Origin of the sequence: Micromonospora sp. TSRI0369 (assembly GCF_001905625.1) — a bacterium.
Taxonomy (GTDB): domain Bacteria; phylum Actinomycetota; class Actinomycetes; order Mycobacteriales; family Micromonosporaceae; genus Micromonospora; species Micromonospora echinospora_A.
Map to the genome: position 1 here is coordinate 71,213 of NZ_LIVU01000005.1, position 11,806 is coordinate 83,018.

At 72.0% G+C, this 11,806-nt stretch carries 17 protein-coding genes; 14 read left to right on the forward strand and 3 right to left on the reverse strand.

Going from position 1 to position 11,806, the window contains the following annotated elements; genetic code table 11:
• The first annotated feature begins 24 nt into the window (after window positions 1–24).
• A complete protein-coding gene (locus AMK25_RS17525) occupies window positions 25–225 on the forward strand; it encodes a hypothetical protein (protein WP_073829446.1) in 201 nt (66 codons plus the stop codon).
• On the opposite strand, the gene AMK25_RS17530 is transcribed toward AMK25_RS17525, so the two are convergent.
• The 3 genes from AMK25_RS17530 to AMK25_RS17540 form a co-directional block, all read right to left on the reverse strand.
• Window positions 222–695: a hypothetical protein gene (locus AMK25_RS17530; protein ID WP_073829447.1), complete on the reverse strand. Its 474-nt coding sequence runs from the start codon at window positions 693–695 to the stop codon at window positions 222–224. The two genes, AMK25_RS17525 and AMK25_RS17530, sit on opposite strands and share 4 nt — an antisense overlap.
• Complete coding sequence (locus AMK25_RS17535) at window positions 692–901, reverse strand: phosphatidylethanolamine-binding protein (RefSeq protein ID WP_073829448.1); 210 nt, start codon at window positions 899–901, stop codon at window positions 692–694. Before AMK25_RS17535 ends, AMK25_RS17530 begins: the two co-directional genes overlap by 4 nt.
• Window positions 902–970: 69 nt before the next feature.
• A complete protein-coding gene (locus AMK25_RS17540; protein ID WP_073829449.1) occupies window positions 971–1,810 on the reverse strand; it encodes a universal stress protein in 840 nt (279 codons plus the stop codon).
• Window positions 1,811–1,939: 129 nt separating this feature from the next.
• Here AMK25_RS17540 and AMK25_RS17545 point away from each other — a divergent pair, with 129 nt between their 5' ends.
• The 13 genes from AMK25_RS17545 to AMK25_RS17605 all read left to right on the forward strand — a co-directional run bounded on the left by AMK25_RS17545 (window position 1,940) and on the right by AMK25_RS17605 (window position 11,805).
• Complete coding sequence (locus AMK25_RS17545; protein ID WP_073829450.1) at window positions 1,940–2,686, forward strand: SAM-dependent methyltransferase; 747 nt, start codon at window positions 1,940–1,942, stop codon at window positions 2,684–2,686.
• Window positions 2,687–2,775: 89 nt separating this feature from the next.
• Window positions 2,776–3,963, forward strand: coding sequence for a PP2C family protein-serine/threonine phosphatase (locus AMK25_RS17550; protein WP_073829451.1), 1,188 nt, complete (start codon window positions 2,776–2,778; stop codon window positions 3,961–3,963).
• A 48-nt stretch (window positions 3,964–4,011) separates the two neighbouring features.
• Window positions 4,012–4,482 (forward strand): MarR family transcriptional regulator, encoded by a 471-nt coding sequence (locus tag AMK25_RS17555; RefSeq protein ID WP_073829452.1) that lies wholly within the window; start codon window positions 4,012–4,014, stop codon window positions 4,480–4,482.
• 305 nt (window positions 4,483–4,787) lie between these two features.
• Window positions 4,788–5,426: a CDP-alcohol phosphatidyltransferase family protein gene (locus AMK25_RS17560; protein WP_073829453.1), complete on the forward strand. Its 639-nt coding sequence runs from the start codon at window positions 4,788–4,790 to the stop codon at window positions 5,424–5,426.
• On the forward strand, window positions 5,423–6,379 hold the full coding sequence (locus AMK25_RS17565; RefSeq protein WP_073829454.1) for a DUF881 domain-containing protein: 957 nt from the start codon (window positions 5,423–5,425) through the stop codon (window positions 6,377–6,379). The genes AMK25_RS17560 and AMK25_RS17565 overlap by 4 nt, the downstream gene beginning before the upstream one ends.
• Complete coding sequence (locus AMK25_RS17570) at window positions 6,376–6,708, forward strand: small basic family protein (protein ID WP_007071104.1); 333 nt, start codon at window positions 6,376–6,378, stop codon at window positions 6,706–6,708. The genes AMK25_RS17565 and AMK25_RS17570 overlap by 4 nt, the downstream gene beginning before the upstream one ends.
• Before the next feature lie 10 nt (window positions 6,709–6,718).
• Window positions 6,719–7,642 carry a DUF881 domain-containing protein gene (locus AMK25_RS17575; RefSeq protein WP_073829455.1) on the forward strand — a complete coding sequence of 308 codons (924 nt, stop codon included), beginning with the start codon at window positions 6,719–6,721 and terminating at the stop codon, window positions 7,640–7,642.
• A 54-nt stretch (window positions 7,643–7,696) separates the two neighbouring features.
• Window positions 7,697–8,077, forward strand: coding sequence for a glycine cleavage system protein GcvH (gene gcvH / locus AMK25_RS17580; RefSeq protein WP_043330119.1), 381 nt, complete (start codon window positions 7,697–7,699; stop codon window positions 8,075–8,077).
• 216 nt (window positions 8,078–8,293) lie between these two features.
• Window positions 8,294–8,746 carry an oxoglutarate dehydrogenase inhibitor Odhl gene (gene odhI, locus AMK25_RS17585; protein ID WP_030503922.1) on the forward strand — a complete coding sequence of 151 codons (453 nt, stop codon included), beginning with the start codon at window positions 8,294–8,296 and terminating at the stop codon, window positions 8,744–8,746.
• A 50-nt stretch (window positions 8,747–8,796) separates the two neighbouring features.
• The gene (gene ftsR, locus AMK25_RS17590; protein WP_192900285.1) at window positions 8,797–9,498 is read left to right on the forward strand and encodes a transcriptional regulator FtsR; all 702 of its coding nucleotides are present in this window, start codon (window positions 8,797–8,799) and stop codon (window positions 9,496–9,498) included.
• Between the two features lie 212 nt (window positions 9,499–9,710).
• Window positions 9,711–10,175, forward strand: a complete 465-nt coding sequence (locus AMK25_RS17595; RefSeq protein WP_043330120.1) for a bifunctional nuclease family protein — start codon at window positions 9,711–9,713, stop codon at window positions 10,173–10,175.
• 217 nt (window positions 10,176–10,392) lie between these two features.
• The gene (locus AMK25_RS17600) at window positions 10,393–10,980 is read left to right on the forward strand and encodes a MerR family transcriptional regulator (RefSeq protein ID WP_192900227.1); all 588 of its coding nucleotides are present in this window, start codon (window positions 10,393–10,395) and stop codon (window positions 10,978–10,980) included.
• A 435-nt stretch (window positions 10,981–11,415) separates the two neighbouring features.
• Complete coding sequence (locus tag AMK25_RS17605; protein WP_073829457.1) at window positions 11,416–11,805, forward strand: group I truncated hemoglobin; 390 nt, start codon at window positions 11,416–11,418, stop codon at window positions 11,803–11,805.
• The last annotated feature ends 1 nt before the right edge of the window (window position 11,806 follow it).

Consider the following 11,806-nt stretch of genomic DNA (forward strand, 5'->3'; position numbering starts at 1 on the left):
CGCACCACCGGGAAGGAGAGACCCGTGGTCAAGCCGCAGCAGGAGGAACTGCGCCGGAACGACCTCGGCGCCACCAGCCAGGACAGCCGCAAGACGGCCACCCAGGCGGGCAGCCGTTCGCGAGGCCGGGGCACGTCGAACGCCGACGCGGGCCGGCCTGTCCCCAAGGGGCAGGTGTCGCCGTACGGCCCGGCCGGTGAGCCGGTGGCCGACGACGAGAGCTAACCGCGAGCCGACGTCGGCCGCAGTCGCCGCCAGGTGGCTGCGGCCGACAGCCCGTACGCCAGGTGCGGGATCAGGTCGGAGACCCAGTCGCTGCGCCGCCAGGTACGCGGGTCGGTCACGCCGAGCACTGTCATCGAGCCGTCGGAGGTGGCCATCACGCCGCCGCCGAGCAGCACAGTGGCCAGCGGCAACGGGATCCGCCGTCGCGCGGCGAGCAGGCCGAATGCGGCCCCCGCGGCGATGCCGGTGGCGTATCCGAGAAACGGGCCCAGACCGGAGCGGCGGTTCGCCGCCTGCTGGTCCTGGCCCAGGTCGACGTGCGTGACGTCGGCCAGCCGCCCGGCCACCGACTCCGGCGTGCTGCTGGCCGGCCGCGCCCGTACCGCCATGTCGAGGTAGGAGACCGCGTTCAGGACGGCGCTGCCGACGGCGCCCGCGATGGCGCCGTCGACGGCGGCTGCCGTCCTCACTTCGGGTCACCCGGTTCCCGGTTGCCCTTGGGGCCGTAGGCGCGTTCGCCCCGGACGACGCCGCGTTGCCCGCGGTCGTCCTGCAGGATCCGGTTGGCGACCTGGTTGGCCTCCTTGTCCGTGGCCCGCCCGGACTGCTCGACGAGGTCGCGCAGCCGTGCCCGTTGCTTGTCGTACGCGTTGCTTCCCGGACGTGGTCCTGGCATCACTGCCTCCTCGGGTCGCTGTCGGCTGACGAACCCGTCTACCCGCCCGGGCCGGGACCAACCATGCGCTCAGCCCGGGGTGCGGACGACCGCGACCGGGCACGCGGAGCGGTGCAGGATGCCCTGGCTCACCGAGCCGAGCAGCAAGCCGCTCAGCTCGCCGCGGCCCTGCCGGCCCACCACGACCAGCTGGGCGTCCCGGGACGCCTCGGTCAGCGCCGCGACCGGGCGGGCGTGCACCGCATCGCGGGTGATCGGCACGTCCGGCCAGCGTTCGGCGATGCCGGCGACCGACTCGGCGAGCAGCCGTTCCTCCTCGCCGGCCTGCGCCGCCCGGCCGCCCGGGCGGGCGTGCACCACGCGCAGCGGGGCGCCACGGCAGGACGCCGCGTCAGCGGCGAACTCGACGGCGGCGCGGGACAGCGCGGAGCCGTCCACGCCGGCGACCACCGGGCCGGTGTCGCGGGCCGTGCCCCGGGCAACCAGCACCGGGCAGTCGGCGTGCGCGGTGACCTGCAGCGCGACCGAGCCGATCACCAGCGAGGCGAACCCGCCGAGTCCCCGGTCGCCGAGCACGATCAGGGCGGCGGTGGGGGACTCGCCGATCAGCACGGCGGCTGCCTCCCCGTCGATGATCTCGCCGGTGATGTGCAGCCCGGACTCCTGCGCCTGGGCGGCGTTTACCGCGTCGGCGACCAGTTGCTCGGCCTGGTGGCGCAGGCCGGCGTGCGGCGGCGCCCCGTCCGGAGCGGCCACCGGCACGCCCAGCAGCGGCCAGATGAATCCGTGGACCACCCGCAGGGGCCGGTTGCGGCGGGCAGCCTCCCGGGCGGCCAGGAGCACGGCTCGTGTCGCCGGCTCGGAGCCGTCCACCCCGACCACCACGGCCGCGCCGTCAGCGGAGTTCACCCGGTACCTCCTCGTGGCCGACGCTCCCGCGGCCAGTATCGCGGCCGGCGGGACCTGCCCGGGGCGATACCGCGCCGGTCGCCCGGTCGGTACGCTGGCGTGCAGCGCCCACGGGAGGGAGGCCCGTCGATGGATCAGCCGGACGGACCGAGCACCGCCCGCATGATCGACTACTGGCTCGGTGGCCGGCACCACCGTCCGGTCGACGTCGCCGCGGCCGCCGCGTTCGAAGCGGCGTACGGGCCCTGCGCGGCGATCTTCCGTTCGCTGCGCGCCTTCCTGGGCCGGACCGTGCGGGCCATGGCCGACGAGGGCGTGGACGGCTTCCTGGTCTTCGGTGCGGGCGTGCCCACCTGCGGCAACGTGCACGAGGTCGCGCCGGAGGCGACGGTCCTCTACACCGACGTCGACCCGGAGACGGTCCGGCTCGGCCAGCGCCTGCTCGCCGGCAGTGACCGCGCCGGCTACGGCTACGGTGACGCCACCGACATCGGCACCGTCGACCGGGCACAGCTGCACCGTTTCGTGCCGGGGTGGGGGAGACGGCCGGTCGGAGTGGTGTTCCTCGGGCTGGCCGCGTTCCTGGACGACGACACGCTCGCCCGTACGCTGGACGAGTTGTACCAGGCGGTCGCGCCGGGCAGCCGGCTGGCGATCGACTTCGACAGCGAGGAGCTGGCCGGGCACCCGCAGGCGCTGGCCATGATGGGCCCGGCGTTCCGGATGCGCGCGCCCGACCGGTTCGCGCCGCTGCTGGGCCGCTGGCGTCCCACTGACGACGGCGTCGTACCGGTGGCCCGGTGGCGGCCCGAGGGCGAGCCGGAGCAGGTGCCGGACGCGTTCTACGGCGCGCTGGCGTTGCGACCGGCGGACTGAGCCGCGCCGGTCGAGGCGGCCCGTTCGGCTGTCGGGGGTCCTTCGTATGATGTTTGCCCTGTAGCAATAGTCGTCATCGGAGGATGAGCATGCCGGAGGCGTCCGGATCGGTGTCACGTGCCCTGCGCACGGCGCCCCCCGACCAGCTGGTGGAGACCGCGGACGCGGTGCTGCGCCAGACGCTCGGGGCCGCGCGGGCGGAGGTGTTCGTCGCCGACTACCGCGCCAGCGGCCTCTGGCCGGTGCTCGACCCGGACCTGCCCGACGACGGCCAGCAGCCGGCACACACCGTGGCGCAACGCTGCTTCAGCAGCCAGGAGCCGGTCCTGGACATCACCGACGACGGCCGCTGCCGGGCCTACCTGCCGCTGTCGGTGTGGGGGGAGCGGCTCGGCGTGCTGATGGTCGAGCTGCCCGGCGATCCGGACGCGGCCACAGTGGAGGCGGCCCGCGACGCCGCCGGTGAGCTGGCCGTGGCCATCCGCGCGGCCGACCGCGAGACCGACAGGTACCGCCGCGCCCGGCGGCGGGAACGGCTGAGCATGGCCGCGGAGATGCAGTGGGACCTGTTGCCCGGGCGCAGCGTGCGCCACGGCGACGCGTTGCTGGCCGGGCAGCTCGAACCGGCGTACACGGTGGGCGGTGACCACTTCGACTGGTCGGTGGACTGCGAACGTCTCACCCTCACCGTGCTCAACGGCACCGGCAGCGGGCTGGCCGCGTCGCTGCTCACGGCGATGACTGTGAACGCCATGCGCAACGCCAGGCGTTCCGGCGGCAGTCTGGTCGAGCAGGCGGAGCTGGCCTCGGACACCATCTACTACCAGCACCGGGGCGGCCGGCACGTGGCCACGCTGCTGCTGGAGCTGGACAGCCGCCGGGGCGTGGTGCGGGCGGTGGACGCCGGTTCCCCGCAACTGCTGCGGCTGCGCGGAGGGCGGGTCACCCCGATCGCGCTGGAGCAGCAACTGCCGCTGGGCATGTTCGCCGAGACCCGGTACGACGTGCAGGAGTTCACTCTGGAGCCCGGCGATCGTCTCTTCGTGGTGAGCGACGGGGTGTACGCGGCGGAGCCCGACGGCCAGGAGCCGTACGGCACTCGGGCCATGGCGCGCGCGATGCGGGCCACTCGGCTGCAGCCGGCGACCGAGGCAGTTGGTACGGTGATGCGCGAACTGCATGCGTACCACGCCGACGCGGATCTCCGTGACGACGCGGTCGTCGTCTGCCTGGACTGGCGCGGTTCCGGCCGGTCCGACGACGTCACGGGGCAGTGATCGGGGCGGCGGAGCGAACACGAGCGGGACGATCGCAGGGGACAGCGGGTGGAGCGACCTCCGAATCTTGCCGCGGCCATCGAGTCGGCTGCGGAGGCGCTCATCGGTGTGCTCGACTCCGCGACCTCACGGCACACCGTCAGCGTCTCACCGACGCAGCTGCGGGTGCTGTCGCTGATCGTGTCCCATCCGGACACCAACGTGAACCGGCTGGCCGAGCTGCTGGACGTGGTCCCGTCGTCGGCGAGCCGGCTCTGTGACCGCCTGGAGGCCGTCGGCCTGCTGCGCCGGGTGGCCGATCCGCGTGACAGGCGAGAGGTGCGGCTGATCCCGACCGCCGCGGCGGAGACGTTGCTGCGCGACCTGCAGGAGCGCCGGCACCTCGCGGTCCAGGCGGTGCTCGACCGGATGCCCAACCGCGCGCAGCACGAGCTGCTGCTGGCGCTGGTGGCCTTCAGCCAGGCCGCCACGGCCGCCGCGCCGCAGGCGGACGCCGACTCCACGGCCCGCACCGCCTGATCCCGCCCTTCCATCGCGGCCCGTCGTCGTCGGCCGTGATGGTCAGCTAGTGTCCTAGGACGCCTAAGCGGTTGTGACGGTCCCCACCGTGACACCACTGAGCAACGACGCAGCGCGGCCCCCGGTCGGAACGGGGGAGCCCGATATAGTGGCAGCGCAACTGAGCGGCCGGTGATCACCGGCCGTCGGGGGAGGTCCCAGCCCGGGATCACAGAGGGCGCCGGCGTCTGACCGGCCGGCAACGCGCACGTCCCTCCAGCGGCCGCTCGTCCGGCTGCCGGACCGTGCTGCGAAGGGAGGGTTCGGTGTCGCGTCGGCCGGCTCCAGCGGAGCACCCGGATTCCGGGGATGCCACGGTCGTGGGAGACCGCGTCCTCACGCTGCCCAACCTGATCAGCTTCGTCCGGCTCGTCGGCGTGCCGATCTTCCTGTACCTGTTCCTCGTGGTCGAGGCCGACGTCGCGGCCATCGTGGTGCTCGCCGTGGGCGGCACCAGCGACTGGGTGGACGGCTGGATCGCCCGCCGGCTGGGGCAGGTGAGCCGGCTCGGCGAGCTGCTCGACCCGCTGGCCGACCGCCTCTACATCCTGGCCACGCTGCTCGCCTTCACCGCGCGCGAGGTGGTGCCCTGGCAGTTCACCGGGGCGCTGCTGGCCCGTGAGCTGCTGCTGGTGGTCTCCCTCGGGGTGCTGCGCCGCTACGGCTACGGCCCGCCGCCGGTGCACTACGTGGGCAAGACCGCCACCTTCCTGCTGCTGGCGGCGTTCCCGCTCCTGCTGCTGGCCGACGCCGCGCCGGGCATCGGCACCGCTACCGGCGCGATCGGCTGGGGCCTGGGCTGGTGGGGCCTGGTCCTCTACTGGGTCGCCGGCGCGATGTACGTGGTGCAGGCGAGCCGGCTCGTGCGGCGGATGCGCGCGCGGCGCGCGGAGGCGGCGGCATGACCAGGCCGACGTCGGGGGACGGGGAGAAGGAGCGCGACCCGTCGAGCCGGGTGTACGCGCCGGACTTCCTGACCGAGCTGTTCCGCAATCCGCTGGACCCGGGGTACGGGGACGCGGCGGCACGGCGGGCGGCGGGTCCGGTGTCGCGGGTGCGGCAGGTGCTGGGCCGCCCGGTGAGCCTGCTGGTCCTGGCGGTGATCGGGTTTCTGTTCGCGGTGGCGTACCGGGAGACGATGGCGGAGGAGCCGAGCCGGGCGACGGCGCGGGCAGGGCTGATCGCCGAGATCAAGGGGCGTGAGGCGGAGACCGACCGGTTGACCGAGCGGGCGGAGCAGTTGCGCGAGGAGGTCGGCCGGCAGCGGGACGCGGCGCTGAGCGGTTCGCAGGCGTCCCGGTTGCGCACGCTGGAGGCGGGCACCGGGCTGGCTCGGGTGCGCGGTGACGGCGTCGTGGTGCGGCTGGCCGACGCGACAGCGGACCAGGACGGGGTGACCACCGGGGACGCGGGTCCGTCCCGGGTGCTGTACTCGGATCTGCAGAAGGTCGCGAACGCGTTGTGGGCGGCGGGCGCCGAGGCGGTGGCGGTGAACGGGCAGCGGTTGACCGCGACGTCGACGATCCGGTCGGCGGGTGAGGCGATCCTGGTGGACTACCGGCCGGTGACGGGTCCGTACGAGGTGCAGGCGATCGGGCCGCGGTCGATGCGGGACCGGTTCAACGAGAGCCGCGCTGCGGCGCTCATGCGTGAGGTGGCGCGGACGACGGGGCTGTCGTTCGGGGTGAAGCGGGTCGACGACCTCACCTTGCCGGCGGCGCCGCAGCCGCGGCTACGCTACGCCGAGCCTTCGGTCAGTCCGAGTCCGCGTCCGTCGGGTTCGGGGGCCGCCGGTTCGTCGAGTCCCGGGTCGTCCGGCCCGGGTGGTTCTTCCAGCCCCTCGGGAGGTGGCCGATGATCGCGGTGCTGGCGTTGCTCGCCGGTGTGGTGCTCGGGGTGTATCTGGACCCCACGGTGCCGGCGGCGTTGCAGCCGTATCTGCCGATCGCGGTGGTGGCCGCGTTGGACGCGGTGTTCGGTGGGGTGCGGGCGAAGCTGGACCGGATCTTCGACGACAAGCAGTTCGTGGTGTCGTTCATCTCGAACGTGCTGGTGGCGGGGCTGATCGTGTATCTGGGTGACCAGTTGGGCGTGGGTGGTCAGTTGTCCACGGGTGTGGTGGTCGTGCTCGGGGTGCGCATCTTCGGAAATGTGGCGGCGATCCGTCGGCACCTGTTCCGGGCGTAGGTTTGTGGCGATGAGTGAGGAACACAGGGAGACGGGGACGGGGTGGCCGCGTCCGGTGGAGCCGGAGCGGCCGTCGGGTCCGGCGGGTGAGCCGGATCCGCGCCCGGACGCGCCCGATCCGGACGAGTTGAGCCCGTTGGCGCCGGTGGAGCCGGCGCCGGAGGAGGATCCCGCGGAGCGGGAGGCGGTGCCGGAGTCCGAGCCGGAGCCGGGTGCGGTGACGCAGCCGTCGCGGGCGCGGCGGTTCTCCTCGGCGGGTCTGATGATCGCGGTGCTGCTGGCGTTGCTGGGTTTCACGCTCGTGGTGCAGTTGAAGACGACGTCGACGGATCCGACGCTCGCGGCGACGCGGGAGGAGGACCTGGTGCGGATCTCGTCGGATCTGGATTCGCGGGAGCGGCGGCTGCGTCAGGACATCGAGGCGTTGGAGGAGAGCCAGCGGCAGTTGCGCTCGGGTGAGCAGGGTCGGCAGGCGGCGTTGGAGGAGGCGACGCGGCGGGCGGACGAGCTGGGCATCCTGGCGGGTACGTTGCCGGCGGTGGGTCCGGGGCTGGAGGTGCGGTTCTCGGGGCCGGCGAAGGCGGTGTCGTCGACGCGGATCCTGGACGCGGTGCAGGAGCTGCGGGGTGCGGGCGCGGAGGCGATGCAGATCCAGGGCGCTGATGGTTCGGCGGTGCGGGTCATCGCGTCGACGTATTTCGTGGACGGTGCCGAAGGTGATCTGGTGGTGGACGGGCGGCGGCTGACGGGTCCGTTTACGATCATGGTGATCGGGGATCCGGCGACGATGCGTACGGCGTTGAACATTCCTGGCGGGGTGGTCGCATCGGTGCGGGACGGCGGCGGTAACGTGACCTCCGAGGATCGTGAGGTTGTGGAGGTTTCGCAGCTGCACGCGCCGATCAAGCTGGACCACGCCCGGCCGGTTTCCTGACCGGTCGCGGCCGCGCCGGTTTCTCCGGTGCACCGATGACGAAGGACGCAGTTGGTGATTCCTGAGGATCTGCGGTACACCGCCGAGCACGAGTGGGTGGTCGGTGGTGACGGTGGTGTCGTCCGCGTCGGTATCACGCACTTCGCGCAGGACGCTCTGGGTGACATCGTGTTCGTGCAGCTGCCGGATTCCGGTTCGGTGGTGGCGGCGGGCGAGTCGCTGGGCGAGATCGAGTCGACGAAGAGTGTGTCGGAGATCTACGCGCCGTTGAGCGGCACGGTGGCGGCGCGCAACGAGGCGTTGGCCGACACCCCTGAGGTGATCAACACGGATCCGTACGGTGCGGGGTGGTTGGTGGAGATCACTCCGGATGATCCGGCGGCGGTCGAGGGGTTGTTGACCGCTGATGCGTACCGCGAGCTCACCGAGAGCTGAGTTCGTGCTGTTCCGGGCGGCGGCGAGGTTCCGCGCGTCCGGTTGCCCTGCATTTCGGCGCTGGCTAGGCTCGCCCAGTCGACCGAGAACCAATAGTTTGAGCGTTGCGGAATGCGCCTTCCCGGGCACGGGGAGCCAGCCGCCGGGTGTGGTGTTGCCCGGCGGCCAGAACCGGCATTCCTTGACGCCGACCGAACAGATCCGTGAGGTGGTCCCATGACGCGCCCAGACGACGAGTTCCCCCCGCTCGACGTCACTTCGACGCTCAATCTCGGTTCGCTCGACGAAGTGCTGGAGGGTCCGGACACCGATGTGGTGCCGAGCCGGATGTCCGGTTCTTTGCCGCCGGGTATGGCGTTGCTGGTGGTTCGCCGGGGTCCGAACGCGGGCGCCCGGTTCCTGTTGGACCACGACGTGACGACGAGTGGGCGGCACCCGGACAGTGACATCTTCCTCGACGACGTGACGGTGTCGCGTCGGCACGCGGAGTTCCACCGCGACGGTGGGACTTTCACGGTGCGGGATGTGGGCAGCCTGAACGGCACGTACGTGAATCGTGAGCGGGTCGAGGCGGCGACGTTGAGCAACGGTGACGAGGTGCAGATCGGCAAGTTCCGGGTGGTGTTCATCGCCGGTCCGCGCCCGGAGGGTGAGGCCGGCCGGGGGTGAACGAGCCTGCGGCTTCGACGCCGTCCGGGGCTGGGCGGGCGCCTGCGCTGATGAGTATCGGCGAGGTGCTGGCGCAGTTGCGGCCGGAGTTTCCGGACGTCACGATCTCGAAGTTGCGGTTCCTGGAGGCCGAGGGCCTGGTGGAGCCGCAGCGGACGCCGGCGGGTTATCGGAAGTACGGCTGGGACGATGTGGCGCGGCTGCGGTTCGTGTTGACCGCGCAGCGGGATCAGTATCTGCCGTTGCGGGTGATCCGGGAGCAGTTGGCCCAGTGGGACGGGTCTGGTCCGTCGCCGGGGCGGGGGCGGCCGAATCTGGTGGCTGTGGGTCCGGGTGGCGAGGTGCCGGGCCGGGAGTCGGTGGATTCGGTCGAGTCGTCGGAGGTGCGGCTGGACCGGGCGGGGCTGATCGCTCGTAGTGGCGTGGACGAGTCGACGCTTGCGGAGTTGGAGAGGCTGGGCGTGCTGGTGTCGGATCCGCCGGGGTGGTACGACGCGGACGCGTTGATCATCGCGAGTGCGGTGGCGGGTCTGGCGGCGTACGGGTTGGAGCCTCGGCATCTGCGGGCGTACCGGTCGGCGGCGGATCGTGAGGTCGGTTTGTTCGCGCAGCTTGTGGCGCCGTTGGCGCGGCAGAGTGATCCCGCGGCGCGGGCTCGTGCGGCGGAGACGGCGCGGGAGTTGGTGGCGTTGTCGCAGCGGTTGCACGCGGCGTTGGTGCGGGTGGGGCTGCGGTCGACGTTGGGCCGGTGAGGTTGTCGGTGGAAGGGCCGGGTGTCGTGGACGCCCGGCCCTTCGTCGTGGGTGGCGCGGAAAGATCTGGCCGGAGGAGCGTGTCGTAGGCTTGCCGGGGTAAGCCCCTCCGGCGAGGCGTGGTGCACGTAGCGTGTGGGACTCCCGTGTCCTGGTCCGTGTACCGTGCAGGGAAGGGCGCGGTGCATGGTGACGACGACACGGAGGCGGCGGTGCGCGAGCTGAGCGTGGTCGGAGTTCGGGTGGAGTTGCCCAGCAACCAGCCGATCGTCCTGCTGCGGGAGGTCGAGGGGGACCGCTATCTGCCGATCTGGATCGGCGCGGTCGAGGCGACGGCGATCGCTTACGAGCAGCAGGGGGTCAAGCCGGCCCGGCCGTTGACGCATGATCTTCTGCGGGATGTGCTGGCGGCGTTGCAGGCGCCGTTGCGGGCGGTGGAGATCACCGAGTTGAAGGACAACGTGTTCTACGCGGATCTGCTGCTGGGTGACGGGGTGCGGGTGTCGGCGCGGCCGAGTGACTCGATCGCGTTGGCGTTGCGGGTCGGCGCTCCGATTCGTTGTGCGGAACAGGTCCTCGGCGAGGCGGGGATCGTGATTCCGGACGAGCAGGAGGACGAGGTGGAGAAGTTCCGGGAGTTCCTGGACCAGGTGCGTCCGGAGGACTTCGCGGGTTGAGGTGTTCCCGGCCGGGTGGCCGGGGTCGGCGCGGCGGCGGTTGTCACTGTGGGTGACGGCTGGCCGCCGTGTGTGGTGTTGCGGGGCGGTCGCGCGGCGTGTCGCGGTGTCTCCTGCGGGTGAAGGGCGGGCGGCGGCGATAGGGTTGCCGTGTCGAGGGGTGCGCGTGACGGGGAGTCGGCGCGGCACCGCCACGGGCGCGGGGAGGTTGGTCCGGATGCACGAGCCACGGGATCCTGGTCCGGGTGCGGAGCAGCAGGCGGGTGTGGGGCCTGAGTCGGTCGGTGACGGTGACGTCGGCTACCGGGGTGTGACCGCGTGTTCGGCGGTGGGCATCAGTTACCGGCAGTTGGACTACTGGGCGCGTACGGCGCTCGTGGTGCCGAGTGTGCGGGACGCTTCGGGTTCGGGGACGTCGAGGTTGTACTCGTTCCGCGACCTGGTGGTGTTGAAGGTCGTGAAGCGGCTGTTGGACGCCGGGGTGTCGTTGCAGAACATCCGCAAGGCGATTGAGGCGTTGCGCTCGCGTGGGGTGGATGATCTGGCGGGCATCACGTTGATCTCCGACGGGACGACTGTGTACGAGTGCCGGTCGCCGGAGGAGGTTGTCGACCTGTTGCAGGGCGGCCAGGGCGTGTTCGGCATCGCGATCGGCGGGGCGTTCAAGGAGATCCAGGGTTCGTTGTCGCATCTGCCGGCGGAGCCGGTGGGTGGGCAGGAGCCGGTTGCGCCGGTGGCGGAGCCGGAGTCGGATGCGGTGGGTGACGAGCTGGCGGCGCGCCGGGCGCGGCGCCGGGCCGGGTGACCTGCGTCGCGTCTCGTCGACGGGATCGCGCCGCGCCCGAAAAGGGTGCGGCGCGATTCGTGTTTTGGTGACGGGGTGTGCTGTGTCGTGGCCGGGTGAGTCCGGTCCGGTGGGTGGGCGCGGCCCGGTCGGTGTATTCGCAGGTCGCGGCGGGTCGGTGCGCAATGTCCGAAAGGGACGGTACGCGTCGCGGGTTGACCATGGGTGGTGGGCTGGCTGCGGTGTGCTCATCGGATTCGCCGCGGTTGTTGACTGTCCGTAGTTGACGGTTCTCGGGATTGGGACAGGGGCGGCGTGAAGCCTGGTGGCGGGCGCGCTATCGTCCGTTCCGGTCGTCGGCGTGTCGGCGTCACGGTGGAACGCTGTGTGACGCCGCGCCGGACGGCGAGCCCCTGACGCGGCGCTGCCCGCGGACCCCTGGTGGAAGGACCGAGCATGACGGTGACGAGCGAGACCACCCCGATCTCCCACTACGAGCGCATCGGCGGCGCGGCGGCGGTGAAGGCCGCTGTGGAGTTGTTCTACGACAAGGTGCTGGCCGATCCGGATCTCGCGGGCTACTTCACCGAGGTGGACATGGTGGAGCAGCGGCGGCACCTGGCGTTGATGCTGGCGGTGGTGCTGGGTGGGCCGAACGAGTACGCCGGCCGTGGGCTGGCCGAGGCGCACCAGCCGCTGAACATTCCGGGTGGGCACTACGCGAAGGTCGGTGAGCACCTGACGGCGACGCTCGTGGAGCTGGGCGTGCCGGGCGACGTGATCGCCGACGTGCAGGTCGTGCTGGGTCAGGTGCGCGATCAGGTCGTGTCGGCGGGGGATGCCTGAG

Excerpts from the sequence above, each read along its gene's own strand:
- AMK25_RS17565 (WP_073829454.1), top strand. The coding sequence starts at position 5,423 with ATGACCAGGCCGACGTCGGGGGACGGGGAGAAGGAGCGCGACCCGTCG.
- AMK25_RS17545 (WP_073829450.1), top strand. The coding sequence starts at position 1,940 with ATGGATCAGCCGGACGGACCGAGCACCGCCCGCATGATCGACTACTGG.
- AMK25_RS17535 (WP_073829448.1), bottom strand. The coding sequence starts at position 901 with ATGCCAGGACCACGTCCGGGAAGCAACGCGTACGACAAGCAACGGGCA.
- AMK25_RS17600 (WP_192900227.1), top strand. The coding sequence starts at position 10,393 with ATGCACGAGCCACGGGATCCTGGTCCGGGTGCGGAGCAGCAGGCGGGT.
- AMK25_RS17570 (WP_007071104.1), top strand. The coding sequence starts at position 6,376 with ATGATCGCGGTGCTGGCGTTGCTCGCCGGTGTGGTGCTCGGGGTGTAT.
- AMK25_RS17575 (WP_073829455.1), top strand. The coding sequence starts at position 6,719 with ATGAGTGAGGAACACAGGGAGACGGGGACGGGGTGGCCGCGTCCGGTG.
- AMK25_RS17605 (WP_073829457.1), top strand. The coding sequence starts at position 11,416 with ATGACGGTGACGAGCGAGACCACCCCGATCTCCCACTACGAGCGCATC.
- ftsR (WP_192900285.1), top strand. The coding sequence starts at position 8,797 with ATGAGTATCGGCGAGGTGCTGGCGCAGTTGCGGCCGGAGTTTCCGGAC.
- odhI (WP_030503922.1), top strand. The coding sequence starts at position 8,294 with ATGACGCGCCCAGACGACGAGTTCCCCCCGCTCGACGTCACTTCGACG.
- AMK25_RS17550 (WP_073829451.1), top strand. The coding sequence starts at position 2,776 with ATGCCGGAGGCGTCCGGATCGGTGTCACGTGCCCTGCGCACGGCGCCC.